Origin of the sequence: Thalassospira sp. B30-1, from assembly GCF_015767575.1 — a bacterium.
Lineage (GTDB): Bacteria > Pseudomonadota > Alphaproteobacteria > Rhodospirillales > Thalassospiraceae > Thalassospira > Thalassospira xiamenensis.
Genome location: NZ_CP065232.1, coordinates 224763 through 242594, shown reverse-complemented (window position 1 = coordinate 242594; position 17832 = coordinate 224763). Strand labels below are relative to the sequence as shown.

Sequence of the window (17832 nt, the reverse complement as noted above, 5' to 3'; positions counted from 1 at the left end):
CGGGCAAATGCACACTTCCCGTTCTGCAACGCAGATATGTAGCAGCAGGTCGCAACTGCCCCCGCGGTTATATGCCGGGCGGTTATATTGCGGTGAAGTGCCCTTCAACAAAGATCATCGTCATCCCCCAATTCCTTGCCATCCCGGCCCAATGGCGATATTGAGGTTTCAAACTGTCATTAACTTGCAATGCCGGACCCCGCTGCTTATCTCCGGCTTGCAACAGGCGAGATGAGACGACGCCATGAACCAGATTGCCACCATCGCCGAGGCCGCGCCCGGCGCAATGTCTGAAATGCAGATTGATCCGACCCTTGATCTTGAAGCGGAAATCGCCCGCCTCAAGAAAGAGAAAAACGCGATCATTCTGGCCCATTATTATCAGGACGGAGAAATTCAGGACCTGGCCGACTTTGTCGGCGACAGCCTTGATCTGTCGCGCAAGGCCGCCGAAACCGATGCCGATGTCATCGTGTTCTGCGGTGTCCGCTTTATGGCCGAGGTCGCCAAAATCCTCAGCCCGAACAAAACCGTGCTGCTGCCCGATTCAAAAGCCGGCTGCTCGCTCGAAGATTCGTGCCAGCCCGAACCGTTCCGCAAATTCCGCGAACAGCATCCCGATCACGTGTCGGTCACCTATATCAACTGCTCGGCCGAGGTAAAGGCCGCATCCGATATCATCGTGACCTCGTCGAACGCGGCTGAAATCATCGATCAGATCCCGCTTGATAAACCGATCCTGTGGGCACCGGACCGTCACCTTGGCACGTATCTGGCCAAAAAAACCGGCCGTGACATGACGCTGTGGAACGGCTCGTGCATCGTGCATGAACAGTTTTCCGAACGCGAACTGATCCGCCTTAAAACCCAGAACCCGGATGCCAAAATCGCGGCCCACCCGGAATGCCATGACGGCATTCTCAAACATGCCGATCACATCGGATCGACCCGCGCCATTCTGGAATATGTGATCAACGGCCCGGATCAGAAATACCTGATCGCGACCGAACCCCACATCATCCACCAGATGGAAAAAGCCGCCCCGCACAAGGAATTCATTCCCGTGCCCGGTGCCGATGGGTCGTGTGCGTGCAACAACTGCCCGTTCATGGAACTGAACACGCTGGAAAAACTCTATCTGTGTCTGGTCAATAACGGCCCGCAGATCATCATGCCCGAAGATTTGCGTGTTGCGGCGGTCAAGCCGCTTGAACGGATGCTGGAAATGTCAAAGGGCATTCCGCTGAAAAAAGAAAACGCGGCCTAATTCGACCTTATCAACAGCCCCGCAGAAATCTCGTTTCGCGGGGCTGTTTTCCATCCCCCTCCCCCAAAAAGATGCGCCCCACCATGACCGTCCTGACCCAGGCTGAAATTTCCGAATTCATCGACCGCGCCTTTGCCGAGGATATCGGCACCGGTGACATCACATCGGACAATGTCATCCCCGCCGATGCGCGCCTGCGCGTCGCCCTTGAAACACGCGAGGATATCGTGGTCGCCGGTCTGGATATCGCCCTTGAATGTTTCCGCAAACTGGTCCCCGATGCCAAAATCACCAAGCATTGCGAGGACGGCGATGCGATTGCCGCCAAGGACGTGCTGGCCGTGGTCGAAGGCAATGCACGCGGCATCCTGACCGCGGAACGCACAGCCCTCAATACCCTGCAACATCTGTCTGGCATTGCCACCACCACACGCAGCTATGTCGCGGCGATGGGCAATACGACCGCCAGATTGCTTGATACCCGCAAAACCCTTCCGGGCTGGCGCAAGATGGAAAAATATGCCACCCGCATGGGTGGTGCGCAAAACCATCGCATGGGTCTGTATGACGGGGTTATGATCAAGGATAACCATATCGGCGTTGTCGGCTCGATCACCGAATGCGTGAAATCCGCCCGTGCGGCAAACCTGCCGAAAATCGAAGTCGAATGCGACACGCTTGATCAGGTCCGTGAAGCCACAGATGCCGGTGCCGACATCATCCTGCTTGATAACATGGGCCCCGATATGCTCCGTCAGGCGGTTGCGATTGTCGCGGGCCGCTGCAAGACAGAGGCATCCGGCGGTGTGAACCTGCAAACCATTGGCGCGATTGCCGCCACCGGGGTTGATTATGTCTCGGTCGGGCGCATCACCCAATCGGCCCCGGCGGTCGATATCGGGCTGGATGTCGCCATTCTCTGATCGGGGCGGATCACGATGAACGCTATCAGACCATCCCCAAGGATTGTCGAAACCGCCAACTGGATTTTCCGCGACGGCGGCAAAATCCTGTCGGTAAGAAGCCACGGGCGGGATCGTTTTTACCTGCCCGGTGGCAAGATCGATGCGGACGAAACCGCCATCGAAGCCCTGATCCGTGAAATCCGCGAAGAACTCGGCGTAATGCTGATCGAAAAATCCATCCGCCCGCTGGGCATCCATGCCGGTCGCGGCCATAACCAGCCATCTGGGGTTATTGTCCGCATGCAATGCTTCGCCGCACGCTTCACCGGCAAATTGACCCCGTCGCGCGAAATCGCCGAAATGCGCTGGCTATCCCAGCGCGACCGCCACCTGATGGCCCCGATGGGCCAAAAGATCACGGCTGCCCTTTTCGATATTTAATACCGCCCGATTACCTGCTTAACGTGGCCCATCCCCGTCCGCATCACCCCCGGCATCGGGGATACTGCGTGCAGCCGCATCCCTGTCGCGGTTTTCATCCTTGGCCGTCGATGGCGGTGTGGCCGGGTCGGTGCCCTCGCCATCACCTGTTTCGGCATTCGCCTCAGGCACTTCATCCTTCGCCTCGATCACCGGCTTGGCATTGCCCCGCCCGGCATCGCGGATGGCGTCGGCCAGTCTGTCGATATCGCGGAAATGCACATCCTGCTGCGGGAACGGAATTTCAACACCCTCGGCCCGGAACCGTTCAAGGATCTCGAACCGCACCGCACTGCCGACCGACAGAACATCACCGATATCGCGCAGGAAATAGCGCAATTCGAAATCAAGCGAGCTGGCCCCGAAATCCATAAACACCACCTGGGGTGCCGGGTAACTCAGGATTTCGCGGCGCTTATCGGCGATCTCAAGCAGGATTTCTCGCACCTTGTTGGCATCCGATCCATACGAAACCCCGATACGGATAATTCCCCGCCCGCTGCGATCCTTAAGCGTCCAGTTCATCACCCGGTTCGAAATCAGTTCGGAGTTCGGGATCACCACCGATGACCGGTCAAATGTTTCGATCTCGGTCGCACGCACCCGGATATCCTTGACCAGCCCCTGATCGGCCCCGACCACGATCCAGTCACCCACCTTGATCGGCCGTTCGATCAGAAGGATCAGGCCCGACACAAAGTTACTGACAATACTTTGCATGCCAAAACCGATACCGACCGAAATCGCACCGGCAATGATCGCAAGGTTGGACAAATCCATCCCCGCCGCCGAAATCGCCAGCAACACCGCAAGGCAAATCCCGGCATAGCCGAAAATCGCCGAAACCGAATGCTGCAAACCTTCGTCAAGCTTGGTGTTGGGCAGAACGCGCGTATTGAGCATCCGCTGGAAAAACCGCATGACGCCCAGAACCGCAAGGAACAGCAAAATCGCGATCAGAATGGCGCGGAGCGAGAAATTGATCCCGCCCACCTGTATCCCGATAAACGCCTTTTCGGCGGCATCAAGCAAATCAGCCCACGCAATGTCGGTAAAGATCAGCACCGCCAGCGGCACGGCAACCGAAAACATCACGACATCAATCGTCACACGCAGCCAGAAATAAAGCGTGCCATGCACCGCATCACTGGCCCCGTCATCATCGGGCGATGACGGTTTCACCAGATAGGTATGCACAAGGGCGCGCGCATAGCCGCGCAACAGCCAGTAACTGGTGATAAACGCAAGCCCGGTCATCAGGTTTTCAAGGATGAACCGTGCGAGCGCCACATAGCCCAGAAGCGTCAGTACCGGCAGCAGGACCGCCACGATCCGCAATCCGCGGCGCGACCGTCTTTCGACCTTGGCCCATAATTCGTGCCGGTCCGGTTCGCCATGTTCCCAGAACACGCCAAGCGAACAGACAAACAGAATGACCGAAATCAGGAAAACGTTGGAAACACTTTGCACCAGCGCGATTTCAAGCGACGTGCCAAGCGTGGTCGCACCCTGCAACAGCACCAGATCGGATGCGTAAATCACCGCCGCCAGCAACGATAAAAGCCCGACAACCCGCGCCCCCGTCGCGGTCGTGCCCGCACGCCGCATCCCCGGCAGGAACGGGGAATAAATACTGCGGATCGCCGCCCCGACAAACAGCAGGAACAAAAGGGCTGCAAAGCACTGATAGATGAAATCACCCATACTTCCGGCCAGAAGATCGGGCTGTCGATTAACGATCTGATAGGCAATGACAAGTGCGATACCCGGCACCATCGCCGTAAACAGGAACCGCGTCCCCGATATCAATGAAACCCGGTCTTCCTTTGGCACATGCTGCCATCTTTCCGGCAACCAGCGCAGCACCGCGACCTCGCCGCCGATCAGGGCGGCCATCACGATAAACGCCAGCAACACCAGCCCCGGCGCGACCTCTGCCAGCTCGTCGCCAATCTGGCCTTCAAGATCAAGATCGGCATAGCGGCTGCGCACCATGTCGGGCAATTCAATCGCGCCCGACCATACCTGGCCCCAGGTTTCGCCGTCCCACGGCACGTCAACCCGGCCCAGAATACGCCGCGTAAACCGTTCGCGCGAAATCCGCGCCAGATGGTCGGAAACCTCGGTCGCACGAAAATCAACCAGCTCAACCTGCTTGATCACGCCGCTGATCTCGGCAATGGCATCGTTAAGACGGGATCGTTCGGCGGCAACCGCGGGGACTTCGCTTTGGCCTTCGGCGGGCGGTTCGCCCAGTTTGCCAAGGGCGGCATTCAGGCGGTTCAGACGCTCCGCCGCACTTGACTGCAATGTCGCACTGCCCTCGGTGATCTTTTCGACCTGGGCCCGGCTTTCATTTAACAACCGCCCGCTGACTTCGCCGTCCGACAGGGCCGCATCAATGTCATCAAGACCGTCATTCCAGCCAGATATCAGTTTCTGGCTTTGATCCAGTTCGATCTTCTGGGGATTTTCCTGTGTCTTGTCCTGCGCATATGCGCCGCCACTGATCAGGATGGCGGACATTATTGTCGCCATAATCCACACTACAATCGGTCGAACTGTCGTCATGATAGATATTCCATACTGACCTCTGGCGGGCGAATGCCCAAAACCCGTTTTTCCTGATTTGCAAACAGGTTACACTGTCGGCGATAACGAATCACGTCCCGTTTCGTTCCCGGATCGGCCCCAACCTGTCTTCAAGCACCAGACGGAGCCCCACATGCCTTCATCCGCCCTGATCAATGCTTTCAAACTCGATAGCGACGGCAACGGAACGCCCCTTGAATGGCAGGACATCAGCAAAAACCTTCCCCAAACCGGTGAACATGAATTTCTCTGGGTGCATCTCGACTGGATGGCCGATGGTGTCCGGCGCTGGCTGATCGACATTGTCGGACTTGACCCCACCATCGCCGATAACCTGTCCACGCGCGGCACCCGGCCATCGGTCTTCTTTTATGATCATGGCTATTCGATGAATTTGCGGGGCGTCAATCTGAACGCCGAAAATGATCCCGCCGATATGATTTCGGCCCGCTTCTGGGTATCGGGCAATCTGGTGATTACGCTGCGCAACCGGTCGCTGAAGGCATTTGATGATATCCGGGCCGCGATTGCGCAGAATAACGCGCCGCGCAATCCCGATGATTTCGTCCTCACCGTCGCCGAACGGCTGGTATTTCGCGTCGATAATGTCGTGCTTGGCCTCGAAGACGAAGTCGACACCATCGAAGACGATCAGGAAGGCACGCCTGAAAACAAAACCCTGCCGCTGCGTCGGCGCTGTTCGGATGTCCGCAATCAGCTTTTGCGTCTGCGCCGCCACCTGTCCCCGCAACGCGATGCGCTGGCGCAATATGTCGAACATAAAACCGGCTGGCTTGATAAACGCTATAAACGTCGCGCGCGCACGCTGACCGATAAAACCATCCGCCTGGTCGAAGAATTTGACTCCCTTCGCGAACGCATCCAGATCGTCAATGAAAACATGATGGCGCTGGAAACCGAACGCATGAACCGCACCATGTACTGGCTGACCGTGATCGCCGGTCTGTTCCTGCCGATCAGTTTCGTGACCGGGCTTCTGGGCATCAATGTCGGCGGAATTCCCGCCGCCGAAAGCCCGTTTGGCTTTCTGGGCGTGTCGATCATTCTGGCCGGGATTGTCCTGTTTGAAATCTGGCTGTTTAAAAAGATGCGCCTGATCTGACCTTTCTTTAAATACCGCCCCCGATAAACAAGGGAATCACTGACAAGCGCTCAAAGAAAGCTCCCCCCACACAGCAAATTGACCCCAAAAGGAAAAAGCCATGCGAGGGGAGAGTTAATGCTCTAAGGGAGGCGGAGCATCAGATAGGCTGAAGAGAAAAATCACTTACTTTCTCTGGTGCGGCTGATTTCAATACATTCACCGAACGCTGAACCCCTTCCGCACATGACAGCACGGGATCTTCATGTTCGATTGACAGCCAACCGTCGTACCCGACAAGCCGCAACCTGTAGCAAAACTCTCGCCACCAGCTTTCACCGTGGCCATAACCGATGGTGATATAGGACCATGCGCGCTCGGCGACATCGATCATCGGTCCGGTATCTAGCCGTGAAATTGTTGCGGCCTTGTCGGGATTGATCCAGGTATCCTTGGCATGGACATGATGAATGGCATCCCCGAGTGCGGATACAGCCTGCAGCGCATCAGCCCCCATCCACATCAGATGACTCGGATCAAGGTTCGCGCCAACCGATTTGCCAACTGCATCACGTAACCGCAAAAGGGTTGGCACATTATACACCAGCTGATTTCCGTGAAGTTCGATTGCGAAATTGTCGATACCAAGCTCCATGCCATTGTCGACAAGTTTACGCCAGTACGGCAGCAAAACCTCATTCCACTGCCATGCAAGTATTTCACTCGTTTCCGGTGGCCATGCGGAAATAATCCAGTTCGGGGTCTTGTCCGTCGGAGCCCCGGCCGGAAGACCAGACATCAGGCAAACTTTATTGCACTCCAGTTCAGAGGCGAGCCTGATTGTCTTCTCGACCACGGATGATTGGCGTTGTCCGTCCGTTGGGTGCAATTGATTGCCGTTGCAGTTCAACGCAATGAGACTCAAACCACGACTGGTAATCGCGTTCATGAATCGTTTGCGTGCGTCAGAACTCGCCAGCATCGCGTCCAAATCTATATGTGGCGCGGACGACCAGTTGCCCGTGTTGATTTCAACACCTTCTATTCCCATTCCCGCGATTGTATCCAGCGCCGTTTCAAACGGTTGATTGGACAAAGAGTCTGACACGATCCCGATTTTCATTTTTGTATCCTCATTCAAAGCGCAATGGTGCGACCGGTTTCAAGAGACTGATAGGCCGCCTCGGCAAGCAGCAAAGCTTTGCGGCCATCTTCACCGGATGGTGCCGGCGCAACTTCACCCTTCAGAACACGGACAAATTCTTTCCATTCTTCGGCATAGGATTCCGCATACCGCTCAAGGAAAAAGAACAGTGGCTTTTCACGTGTAACGCCGTCCTCACGTTCCTGCACAAGCATGGTTTTGGGGACATTCTCCGTGCGCAAGGTACCAAGCGAACCGTGGGCCTCGACACGTTGGTCGTATCCAAAGGACGCACGCCGCGAATTGGTGATGACGGCAATTTTACCGCTGGCTGTCTGCAGGGTTACAGATGCCGTATCAATGTCACCCTCCGCCTTGATAGCCGGATCCGTTAGCGTCGATGCCAGAGCAGTCACACGTACCGGCTCTTCGCCCAGAATGAAGCGTGCCATATCGAAATCGTGAATTGTCATATCGCGGAACATACCACCCGATACTTTGATATAATCGATGGGCAACGCACCCGGATCCTTTGAAACAACGGTGACCAGTTCCAGGTCACCAATCACCCCCGCATCAAGCCGGCGTTTCAATTCAGCGACTGCCGGATCAAACCTGCGATTAAATGCGACAAAGAGCCTGTTTTCCTGTCCTTTGATCGCCTCAAGCGTGGCATTCACGCGACTGATGGACAGATCAACCGGTTTTTCGCAAAACACTGCTTTGCCCGCGCGTATCCCGCGTTCAATTAAATCCGCATGCGTGCTGGTAGCCGAGGCGATTACGATTGCATCAATATCGCTGCTCGACAGGGCATCTTCCAAAGAACGTACCGAGGCCCCGTAAGCTTCTGCAAGTTGCCGGGCAATCCCTTCCTGCGGGTCCACGACGGTGGACAACCTTGATAGGGGATGGGCGGCGATATTTGCCGCATGCACCTGTCCAATTCGGCCTGCGCCCAAAAGCGCAATATTATAAATTTTGTCCGTCATGTTTTTAGATTTCCGAGTTGAGATTAGTTTTTCAAAGACCAACGGCGCAGTGTTCGGTCGCCCAGTGCTGCAAAAACAACAATCAGGCCAAGAAGCAAAATGAACCATTGCGGGCGAACACCGGTCACCACGAGATAGGATTGAACCGAAGACAACACGAACGCGCCCAAAACAGCTCCGGGCAGGGATATGCGACCACCAGCAAGAACACATCCGCCAAGCACGCAGGCCGCAATTGCCTGAAGCTCCATCAATCGGCCCATAGAGCCATCGGCGAAGCCAAGCTTGCTGGCCTCGAGGGTCCCGGCAAAGGCGGCAAGCACACCACAAACAATAAAAGCCGAGAGTTTTATGCGTTCGACACGAACACCGCGCGAATGTGCGCTGGCGGCGGAGCCCCCGACAGCCAGAAGCCGATTACCCCAAGGCGTCATTTTCAGAGCAATCAGCAAAACTGCCAGTCCGGCCACCAACCAGTAGAACCCGGTATTGATGCCTAGGAACTCGGTTCCCCCAAGAACGGAGTACGAAAATCCATCCCGCTCCTTGTAAGGGACCGAGAATGAAAATCCGTCTGTCAGCGCAATTGCCAGCCCCCTGAAGATCATCAGAGAACCAAGCGTGATGATCAGCGACGGGGTTTTGGTACGGGTTACCAAAATGCCATTGAAGGCCCCGATCAAAGCACCTGCGCCGATGGCAAGAAGCGCGGCAAAGACAGGATCAATGCGCACGGCAAACCACAGATAAATCAGGGCACCTATGCCAAAGGTTGATCCCACCGAAATATCGATCTCACCCGTTCCGATCACCAGCGCAACGCCAAGCGTCATCAACCCCAACGTGGCAGTTACCTGAAGAATGGTGCCAATATTATAGGCATTGGCCCATCGTCCCTCGGACGTAAGGGTAAACAGCAACACCAGACACAGGGAAATGACCAGAATACCGATCTCGGTATGACGCCTTACGAGACGTTTGATTTCGCTCTTCAGCATCAGACCGCATCCCGTTTTTCGACAATGCGCCCGCCCTGGCGAATGACTTCCTCCAGTGCCTCGGCAGACATTGTCTCAGTGGATGCGTCTTCTATTTTTTCGCCGTTCTCCATAATCACGATGCGATCAGCCAGCCTGTGGACCTGAAAGATGTCGTGGGTGATATAGATCACCAACAACCCTTGATCGCGCAATTGAAGCGCCAGTTCGTTGACATGCTCGCGTTCGCGGACCGAAAGATGGTTTGTCGGCTCATCCATGATCACAACACGGTTCTTGAATTCCACCGCCCGGCCAATTTTGACCGACTGACGTTCCCCACCTGACAGGCGTTCGACCTCATCATCAACCGAGACATTTTCACGAAGACCGAATTGCCTTATCACTCTGCCGCTCATCTCGCGCATCTTCGCAAAATCAAGCAGCGGCAAACCGCAGAACCGTTTCACAGGCTCTCGCCCAAGATAAAAGTTGCGCGCAATGGACAGGTTGTCGCAAAGCCCGACGGACTGCTGGATTGTTTCAATTCCCTGATCTATGGCCAGTTTTGGATGAAACGTCTTCACACGGGTTCCATCGAAATAAACTTCACCGGCAGAAGGGGTGTGGATACCGCAAAGGACACGGATCAATGTGGTTTTACCCGCACCATTGTCCCCGACAAGCCCCACCAATTCCCCTGCATGAAAGTCTACGGACACATTTTTAAGTGCGTGAAAAGCACCGAAATGAAGGTCCAGATTCTTGATCTGGATAAGGGGTGTTTGTTTGTTTCATTGTTTCCTCCTTCCCGGTCACAGACTATGTCCGGCCGCGCGCGCCAGTTTCTGGTTGAAAATGACGGCGATAATCAAAACGATCCCGACAAAGGTCATGAACCACGAGGACGGCGCGCCCAGCGCAATCAGCTCATATCGGAAACTCACAACGATCAGCGCGCCAAGAACGGCACCAAGCAAGGACCCGCGTCCCCCCGATAGAAGACAGCCGCCAATAACGGCTGCGGCGATTGCCTCCAGTTCCAGCAATTCTCCGAGTGTGACATGGGTTTGAGGACGGTCTGCAAGGGTCACAATCCCGGCAAAACCGGCAAGCAGCGAACAGATCACAAAGGCGATCGTTTTGGTCCTGTCTGTTTGAACACCTTGGGATTTGGCGCTGTCGAGATCACCGCCAGCCGCCAGCAAATGGTTCCCGAACTTCGTTCTCCATAGCAGAACGCTTAGAATTGCAAGAAGCACAAGCAGCCAGAAAAGCGAGGCTTCAAGCCCCAGAAACTCCCCACCCAGCATTCGGGTGATCCAATGTGATCTGGCTTCTTCCGGAAATGCGCGGACAGAACCGCCCGTCCAGACATAAATGATCCCGCGGACAGTAAACAAACCACCCAGCGTGACAATCATCGACGGCAGGGCGCCTTTCAGTACGGCCATTGCCTGAAGAAAACCGATCAATGCCGAAATCAGAAGTGCCGCAACAATTGCGCCTGGAACACCGAGGCCGGGTTGCAATGTGATGAAGGCGATACCCGCAAGGCCATAAACCGATCCAACAGACAGATCGATTTCCTTGGACATGATGACCAATGCCTGGCCCATCGCGATCAATCCCAATATCGAGGCAAAGTGCAGCACGTTGGTGACGGTCTGAACTGTCCACCAGCCGTCAAAATCAATGACCGTAAAGACGGACAGCATTAACGCGACACCGACGACAGCACCAAAACCGGCACCGCGAGAAAGAGAGGTCGGAAAAAACATGGAAACTTACTTTCGGCACATTACCTGTGGCTGGACATTCGAACACACGTATCGGGCATCATCCGGACCGAAACGGCACGAGCTGGCAGTTTCGGTCCGGTGCTATCATGCTCGGTTACCAGGTGTTCTGTTCGTCGTACGCATCGCCGAAAATATTGCGTACCAAGCCTTCCCAGTGATCAATGTTCTCGATGTCGACAACGATCGGGCCGGTCAGGATATCAGACTGCGGCTCATACCCCAGTTCATGCTTCCAATAGAGCCATTCCATTGGCGCATAGCCCTGCAACCAGAAGCCCTGACTGTTGGTCGCCAGAACATGCCCCGCCTTAATACCAGCCAATGCAACCGGGCTCGCATCCACCGTAATGATGGTCACGCCCTTGTCATCGACATCAGGAGAAAGCCCCATATCGTTTGCAACACCCCAGGCCCAGGGAGCAGACCAGCTTGCAACAGTGAAAATGTAGTTGGTGTCAGGGTTGGCCTGAAGATATGACTGCAAGGTATTGCGTGCAGTCGCTGGCTCTGCGGAAATAAACAGCTCCTCAAACTCTGCCCCGGCGGCCTCCATGGCATCCTTCATGCCGGCACAACGGGCCTTCAGCCCCTGATGGGCGGAGTCATGAGTTGCGCAAACTACGCGTTTGGGGGCCGGCAGGTCGGCTCGGGAAAGCGCATATTCGCCCAGCTTCTTGCCGGTAAGATATTCATCGCCACCGACATAGGTAAGATAGGGAATACGTTCGCCTTCCGGGCGGGGGTCCGGAATGTTGAAAGCAACAACCGGGATGCCCTGTTCAATTGCTTTGCGCAGTGGCACTTCAAACGCATCGGTACTGACAATGGGCACCGCGATGCCGTCCGGCTTCGTGGCAATTGCCTGCTCAAGCAGTCGCACATGCTCCTGAACCGAGTAGTTATTGGTCGAGATATATTCCGTTTTGACGTTCGGATACTTTTTCTCGAACTCCTCAAGCGAGAGCGTCAGCCATTTCATATTCGGATCATTTGATCCGATATGCGACACCATAACAAAGCGATAGTTGTTTTCGGACTCTTGGGCCGTTGCTGTTTGCGGTGCTGCCATTGCCAGCATGGCACACGCTGCCAGCGCATTTATAACCTTTTTCATGTTGGTATCCTCCCGATATTTGATTTTTATTGATGGATAACGAAGACATCAAAACACATCTTTAAAAATCAAATAATCGGAAAATCACTCAATTTTGATTGAAATCACATCAAAATAGAGCCGATAATTGGTCCCACGCTGTATCGAATCGATATTCACATTGACGTGATGTTAGTTTCAGGAATAATCCATCAAATGGCTGATAAAATTGATGCGACCGACATTTTTGATGAACGAGGCAATTGGCGATCCCCCACGATCACCGAAATCGCACGCGCTTCGGGCTGCAGTACGGCAACTGTTGACCGGGTTCTAAATGAAAGACCCGGCGTGCGCGAAGTTACGCGCAAACGGGTGCTTGATGCCTTCTCATCCCTGACGATTGAAAGCTCAACCGACGCCGCATCCTGCTTGAAAATTGCGTTTCTCTCGGACTCTGGCGCAGCATTCAATCAATCCCTAAAAGAGGGCGTTAATGCCTATCAGGCGGCTTACCCCAACCTCGAACTTTCATTCCATTCCGTACTGACGACAGAAGTTAAACCCGTACAGTTTGCCCAACAGATCGAGCGAATCTCACAGGATATCGATGGCCTGGTTCTGGTCGCTCGTGAGGATTTAACAATCAATAGAGCTGTTCGCGCCGTAACAGCACGTGGTGTGCCGGTCGTATGTGTCACAACCGATCTGCCGAATTCCCGGCGAGTAGCCTATATCGGCAACGATCAAACCGGGGCCGGCTCGACGGCAGCTTGTCTGATGGGAACATCAATCAGCTCATCGAATAACAGAGTTTTGCTTGTCATTAGCGCCCCGTATCGTTGCCAGGAAGAACGTGAACTGGGCTTCAGACGGGTTCTTCGCTCAGAGTACCCCTCCCTGACGGTAGAAGAGCGCGTCAGCAGCAATGATGATTTCGAATATTCCTACAGGAACGTCCGAAATTATATTCGTGATCACGGCCCCCCTGGCGGCATTTATAATGTCGCAGGCGGCAATACGGGGATCGCGGAAGCTATACGTGATGAGGGGCTTAGTGGCGAAGTAACGTTTATTGGCCACGAACTTAACAGTAACTCCAGAATCCTCCTCGAAACAGGTGGAATGGATTTTGTAATCGGCCACGATCTGGATCGGGAAATCAGCTTCAGTATCGAATGCTTGCGTGCAAGCCTCAAAAAACAGGATCTTCCCAACATTCCGTCAATGCCGGTTCGCATTTTCACGAAATATAACTGCTTCTGAATGTCATCTTTTGCGGCACGGGACACTTCTGCACATCGCGCAAACTGGGGCCAGGTCCCAGCCATGCGACACAGCCTTGTTGCATTGCAAAGCAGCTTGGCGCTATGACATTGCCCTTCTGTTCCTTTTTCCTTTTCACTGCATGACGAGATCCTTGATGACCGACGGCCCGCTTTCACGTTACCGCGCGAAAATCACCGCGGGCGAACTGTCCCATGATCCCATGCAGGAACTCTGTGCCGAAAAACTGCAAAGCCTGTTCAAGGCGCTGAACCATTACGAACCGCATACCGGGTCGGGCGGCTGGCGCGAACGGTTTGGCCTGACGCGCCGCCGCGAAGAACCCGAACCGCCGCAGGGCCTTTATATTTACGGCGAAGTCGGGCGCGGCAAATCGATGCTGATGGACCTGTTTTACGAAACCGTTGCCGTGGATCGCAAACGCCGGGTGCATTTCCACGATTTCATGCAGGACGTGCATGATCGCATGCACCGTTTCCGCAAAACCAAATCAAAGGACGATGCCGACCCGATCCCGCCAATTGCCAAGGATCTGGCCAATGATGCGTGGCTTCTGTGTTTTGATGAAATGCAGGTCACCGACATCACCGATGCGATGATTCTGGGCCGCCTGTTCGAACAGCTTTTTGATCATGGCGTGGTGATTGTCACAACGTCCAACCGCATGCCCGATGATCTTTACAAGGACGGCCTGCAACGTCAGAACTTCCTGCCCTTCATCGACATGATCAAACAGAAACTTGATGTGCTCGAACTCGCAAGCCCCACCGATTACCGCATGCGCAATCTGACGGCGGCCGATGTCTTCCTGTTCCCGGCAGGTCCCGATGCGAAAGCGAAAATTGACGAGATGTTCGCAACCGTCACCGAAGGTGCGCGCGTCGCCCCCGACAGCCTGACCAACAAGGGCCGCAAGATCGAAATTTCCGCCGCCGGGGCCGGTGTGGCGCGCTTTACCTTTGACGAGCTCTGCACCAAGCCGCTCGGACCGGGCGATTACATCGCGATTGCCACCCATTTCCATACCATCGTCATTGACCTGATCCCGAAACTGCCGGACTCGCGCCGCGACTGGGCCAAACGGTTCGGAACCCTGATCGATGCGATGTATGAACATAAAACCAAGCTGATCTGTGCGATTGAATGCGATCCGTCGGAAATCTATACCGACGGCGATTATTCGTTTGAATTTCAGCGCACCGTGTCACGCATGACCGAAATGCGCAGCCAGGAATATCTCGACATGCCGCATCTGACCTGATCGGTCTGATGCCCCATTTGATGCCCCATTTGATGCCCCATCTGACACCCCTGCGGTCCGGGCGAATTTGAACCCCTCAAAAACGACTCCACCCGCACGGGTTCAATGATGGCACAAAAAATCACCAGCAGGTACGGGTTGGCATGCCGATTCTTGCGTCTGGCGTGCATTTGTCTTTGCAAAAATGCAGAATCTGCCTGAAGCACGATTTCCTCATGCACCGCCTGCCGCATGGCAGATGGCCGTTTCCTGCAAGGCTGGACGTCAGAAGATAAGATCATGCGCATCAATTCGCGGCAAAAGCGCGACCTGCCTTTCCTTTAGGCAGCGCCAAGGCGCAAACAGGCTTTGGTTTTGCTGCCGATTTGCAATTATTCGCATCTGCAACATGATTGGTTTTTAAGCGTTTAGACAATAGTTGCAACAAACCGGGAACCGGCGGTTTTCCTCGTGAAAACAGCGGCGTTTCCCCTTGTAAAAGCGGCCGAATCAGTTTACGACACTCGGTGTTTACGAACGATTCTTTCGCGTTCGCAGGTTTAAATTTTCAATCGCGCTCCCAAGTTGAGTTTCGACGCCTCGGAAGCGCAATAGGGAAGAAGGTAACGGAATGGCCCGCAACAAGATCGCGCTCGTCGGTGCCGGCAATATTGGTGGTACTCTGGCCCACCTCGTCGGCCTGAAAGAGCTTGGCGACGTCGTCCTTTTCGACATCGTTGATGGCATGCCACAGGGCAAGTCTCTCGACATTGCTGAATCCTCCCCCGTCGACATGTTTGATGCCGACCTCAAGGGCACCAGTGACTATAAGGACATCGCAGGCGCTGATGTCGTTATCGTGACTGCCGGTGTGGCCCGCAAACCCGGTATGAGCCGTGATGACCTCATCGGCATCAATACCAAGGTCATGACCCAGGTTGGTCAGGGCATCAAGGAACATGCCCCGGACGCATTCGTCATCGTCATCACCAACCCGCTTGATGCGATGGTCTGGGTGATGCAGCAGGCAACCGGCTTCGATCCGAAAAAAGTTGTCGGCATGGCTGGCGTTCTGGACTCTGCCCGCTTCCGTTACTTCCTCGCCGAAGAATTCAATGTATCGGTCAAGGATGTCACCGCCTTCGTTCTGGGCGGTCACGGCGATACCATGGTCCCGTCGATCCGTTATTCGACCGTTGCCGGTATCCCGGTTCCCGACCTGATCAAAATGGGCTGGACCACCCAGGAAAAGATCGACCAGATCGTTCAGCGCACCCGTGACGGTGGCGCTGAGATCGTCGCTCTTCTGAAAACCGGTTCCGCTTTCTACGCCCCGGCTGCTTCGGCAATCGCGATGGCCGAAAGCTACCTCAAAGACCAGAAACGCGTCATGCCGGTTGCTGCTTACCTTAGCGGCGAATACGGCGTTGACGGCCTGTATGTCGGCGTCCCGGTCGTTCTGGGCGCTGGCGGTGTTGAACGCATCGTCGAAATCAACCTCGACGAGTCCGAAAAGGCAAACTTCGACAACTCCGTGAACGCAGTTCGCGGCCTCGTCGAAGCTGCCAAGGGCATGCTCTAAGATCGCGAAGCGGGCTGGTCAGTGACCGGCCCGTTTTTCATTCATTGTCGTTATTATAACGTCAATGAACGCGGGCCTCGCAACAACGTCCCGTTATGAAGCAGGGACATTGAAACCACGATTTCTGACCCACAGGAAATCGTACGGAAGGCAAGAAAGCGACCGAACATGAATATTCATGAGTACCAGGCGAAAGAAATTCTTCGCAAATACGGTGTGACCGTGCCGAACGGCAAGGTTGCATACACCGCTGCGGAAGCCACCGAAGCGGCCCAGTCCCTGGCTGGCCCGGTTTACGTGGTGAAATCACAGATCCATGCAGGCGGCCGCGGTAAAGGCACCTTCAAGGAAGCAACCGCTGGCGATAAGGGCGGCGTTCGCGTCGTCAAAAGCGTCGAGGAAGTCGGCACCAATGCCGGCCAGATGCTCGGCGCGACCCTGGTCACCCACCAGACCGGCCCGGATGGCAAGGAAGTCAAACGCGTCTATATCGAAGAAGGCTGCGACATCGCACGCGAACTTTATCTTTCGCTGCTTGTTGACCGTGCCACTTCGCGCGTGATCTTCATGGCCTCCACCGAAGGCGGCATGGACATCGAAGAAGTTGCCGAAGCAACCCCGGAAAAGATCGTCACCGTTGACATCGATCCGGCTGCCGGTTTCTCGGGCTTCCATGGCCGTAAACTCGCATTCGCACTGGGCCTCGAAGGCAAACAGGTTTCCAAGGCCGTCAAATTCATGACCGCCATGTATAACTGCTTCCTCGAAACCGATGCCGCCATGGTTGAAATCAACCCGCTGGTCGTTACCGGTGATGGCGACATCATCGCGCTTGATTGCAAAATGAACTTCGACGACAACGCGCTGTTCCGTCATCCCGACATCGAAGAACTGCGCGACGAAGACGAAGAAAACCCGGCCGAGCTCGAAGCTGCAAAACACAGCCTCAACTACATCAAGCTCGACGGCACCATCGGCTGCATGGTCAACGGCGCAGGCCTTGCCATGGCAACCATGGACATCATCAAGCTTTATGGCGGCGCACCGGCAAACTTCCTTGACGTTGGCGGCGGTGCCACCAAGGAACGCGTGACCACGGCCTTCAAGCTGATCCTGTCTGATCCGAATGTCGAAGGCATCCTGGTCAACATCTTTGGCGGTATCATGCGCTGTGACGTGATCGCAGACGGCGTTGTGGCAGCAGCCCGCGAAGTCAGCCTGAACGTTCCGCTGGTCGTTCGCCTCGAAGGTACGAATGTCGAACTTGGCAAGAAAATCCTCGAAGAATCGGGTCTGCCGATTGTTTCGGCCGATAACCTTGCCGATGCCGCCGAAAAGGTGGTCAAAGCTGTGAAGGAGGCCGCGTAAC

At 55.0% G+C, this 17832-nt stretch carries 15 protein-coding genes; 8 read left to right on the top strand and 7 right to left on the bottom strand.

The features are described from left to right. The first annotated feature begins 244 nt into the window (after nucleotides 1-244). From nadA to IT971_RS01105, 3 genes are all read left to right on the top strand, one after another. Nucleotides 245-1267, top strand: coding sequence for a quinolinate synthase NadA (nadA, locus tag IT971_RS01115; protein ID WP_007089196.1), 1023 nt, complete (start codon nucleotides 245-247; stop codon nucleotides 1265-1267). A gap of 71 nt (nucleotides 1268-1338) precedes the next feature. Further along, the gene (gene nadC / locus IT971_RS01110) at nucleotides 1339-2190 is read left to right on the top strand and encodes a carboxylating nicotinate-nucleotide diphosphorylase (RefSeq protein WP_196871102.1); all 852 of its coding nucleotides are present in this window, start codon (nucleotides 1339-1341) and stop codon (nucleotides 2188-2190) included. A gap of 15 nt (nucleotides 2191-2205) precedes the next feature. Further along, nucleotides 2206-2613: an NUDIX domain-containing protein gene (locus IT971_RS01105; protein ID WP_063093645.1), complete on the top strand. Its 408-nt coding sequence runs from the start codon at nucleotides 2206-2208 to the stop codon at nucleotides 2611-2613. Between the two features lie 18 nt (nucleotides 2614-2631). Here the strand turns inward: IT971_RS01105 and IT971_RS01100 are convergent, their stop codons facing one another. Further along, nucleotides 2632-5223, bottom strand: a complete 2592-nt coding sequence (locus IT971_RS01100; protein WP_223304968.1) for a mechanosensitive ion channel domain-containing protein — start codon at nucleotides 5221-5223, stop codon at nucleotides 2632-2634. 154 nt (nucleotides 5224-5377) lie between these two features. Between IT971_RS01100 and IT971_RS01095 the strand changes: the two genes are divergently transcribed. Then, nucleotides 5378-6367, top strand: a complete 990-nt coding sequence (locus IT971_RS01095) for a zinc transporter ZntB (RefSeq protein WP_063093643.1) — start codon at nucleotides 5378-5380, stop codon at nucleotides 6365-6367. 139 nt (nucleotides 6368-6506) lie between these two features. On the opposite strand, the gene IT971_RS01090 is transcribed toward IT971_RS01095, so the two are convergent. From IT971_RS01090 to IT971_RS01065, 6 genes are all read right to left on the bottom strand, one after another. Beyond that, the gene (locus tag IT971_RS01090) at nucleotides 6507-7469 is read right to left on the bottom strand and encodes a sugar phosphate isomerase/epimerase (RefSeq protein WP_063093642.1); all 963 of its coding nucleotides are present in this window, start codon (nucleotides 7467-7469) and stop codon (nucleotides 6507-6509) included. A 14-nt stretch (nucleotides 7470-7483) separates the two neighbouring features. Next, a complete protein-coding gene (iolG, locus tag IT971_RS01085; protein WP_196871101.1) occupies nucleotides 7484-8482 on the bottom strand; it encodes an inositol 2-dehydrogenase in 999 nt (332 codons plus the stop codon). A gap of 23 nt (nucleotides 8483-8505) precedes the next feature. Beyond that, nucleotides 8506-9480 (bottom strand): ABC transporter permease, encoded by a 975-nt coding sequence (locus tag IT971_RS01080; RefSeq protein ID WP_037990456.1) that lies wholly within the window; start codon nucleotides 9478-9480, stop codon nucleotides 8506-8508. Beyond that, entirely contained in the window at nucleotides 9480-10181 is a 702-nt protein-coding gene (locus tag IT971_RS01075) for an ATP-binding cassette domain-containing protein (protein ID WP_371734406.1), read from the bottom strand. Before IT971_RS01075 ends, IT971_RS01080 begins: the two co-directional genes overlap by 1 nt. A gap of 93 nt (nucleotides 10182-10274) precedes the next feature. After that, nucleotides 10275-11240 (bottom strand): ABC transporter permease, encoded by a 966-nt coding sequence (locus IT971_RS01070; protein WP_037990454.1) that lies wholly within the window; start codon nucleotides 11238-11240, stop codon nucleotides 10275-10277. Nucleotides 11241-11355: 115 nt separating this feature from the next. Next, nucleotides 11356-12375, bottom strand: coding sequence for a sugar ABC transporter substrate-binding protein (locus tag IT971_RS01065; RefSeq protein WP_037990451.1), 1020 nt, complete (start codon nucleotides 12373-12375; stop codon nucleotides 11356-11358). A 195-nt stretch (nucleotides 12376-12570) separates the two neighbouring features. Here IT971_RS01065 and IT971_RS01060 point away from each other — a divergent pair, with 195 nt between their 5' ends. The 4 genes from IT971_RS01060 (at nucleotide 12571) to sucC (ending at nucleotide 17831) form a co-directional block, all read left to right on the top strand. Beyond that, nucleotides 12571-13620, top strand: a complete 1050-nt coding sequence (locus tag IT971_RS01060; protein WP_063093641.1) for a LacI family DNA-binding transcriptional regulator — start codon at nucleotides 12571-12573, stop codon at nucleotides 13618-13620. A gap of 157 nt (nucleotides 13621-13777) precedes the next feature. Next, entirely contained in the window at nucleotides 13778-14902 is a 1125-nt protein-coding gene (gene zapE, locus IT971_RS01055) for a cell division protein ZapE (protein ID WP_007089201.1), read from the top strand. 610 nt (nucleotides 14903-15512) lie between these two features. After that, entirely contained in the window at nucleotides 15513-16463 is a 951-nt protein-coding gene (gene mdh, locus IT971_RS01050) for a malate dehydrogenase (protein ID WP_007089203.1), read from the top strand. A gap of 138 nt (nucleotides 16464-16601) precedes the next feature. Continuing rightward, nucleotides 16602-17831 carry an ADP-forming succinate--CoA ligase subunit beta gene (gene sucC, locus IT971_RS01045; RefSeq protein ID WP_223305232.1) on the top strand — a complete coding sequence of 410 codons (1230 nt, stop codon included), beginning with the start codon at nucleotides 16602-16604 and terminating at the stop codon, nucleotides 17829-17831. Nucleotide 17832: the final 1 nt, after the last annotated feature.

Coding starts and splice junctions, on each gene's coding strand:
- IT971_RS01080 (WP_037990456.1), bottom strand. CDS start 9,480: ATGCTGAAGAGCGAAATCAAACGTCTCGTAAGGCGTCATACCGAGATC.
- nadC (WP_196871102.1), top strand. CDS start 1,339: ATGCGCCCCACCATGACCGTCCTGACCCAGGCTGAAATTTCCGAATTC.
- nadA (WP_007089196.1), top strand. CDS start 245: ATGAACCAGATTGCCACCATCGCCGAGGCCGCGCCCGGCGCAATGTCT.
- IT971_RS01060 (WP_063093641.1), top strand. CDS start 12,571: ATGGCTGATAAAATTGATGCGACCGACATTTTTGATGAACGAGGCAAT.
- IT971_RS01065 (WP_037990451.1), bottom strand. CDS start 12,375: ATGAAAAAGGTTATAAATGCGCTGGCAGCGTGTGCCATGCTGGCAATG.
- IT971_RS01100 (WP_223304968.1), bottom strand. CDS start 5,223: ATGACGACAGTTCGACCGATTGTAGTGTGGATTATGGCGACAATAATG.
- IT971_RS01105 (WP_063093645.1), top strand. CDS start 2,206: ATGAACGCTATCAGACCATCCCCAAGGATTGTCGAAACCGCCAACTGG.
- IT971_RS01090 (WP_063093642.1), bottom strand. CDS start 7,469: ATGAAAATCGGGATCGTGTCAGACTCTTTGTCCAATCAACCGTTTGAA.
- zapE (WP_007089201.1), top strand. CDS start 13,778: ATGACCGACGGCCCGCTTTCACGTTACCGCGCGAAAATCACCGCGGGC.
- IT971_RS01095 (WP_063093643.1), top strand. CDS start 5,378: ATGCCTTCATCCGCCCTGATCAATGCTTTCAAACTCGATAGCGACGGC.
- iolG (WP_196871101.1), bottom strand. CDS start 8,482: ATGACGGACAAAATTTATAATATTGCGCTTTTGGGCGCAGGCCGAATT.
- mdh (WP_007089203.1), top strand. CDS start 15,513: ATGGCCCGCAACAAGATCGCGCTCGTCGGTGCCGGCAATATTGGTGGT.
- IT971_RS01070 (WP_037990454.1), bottom strand. CDS start 11,240: ATGTTTTTTCCGACCTCTCTTTCTCGCGGTGCCGGTTTTGGTGCTGTC.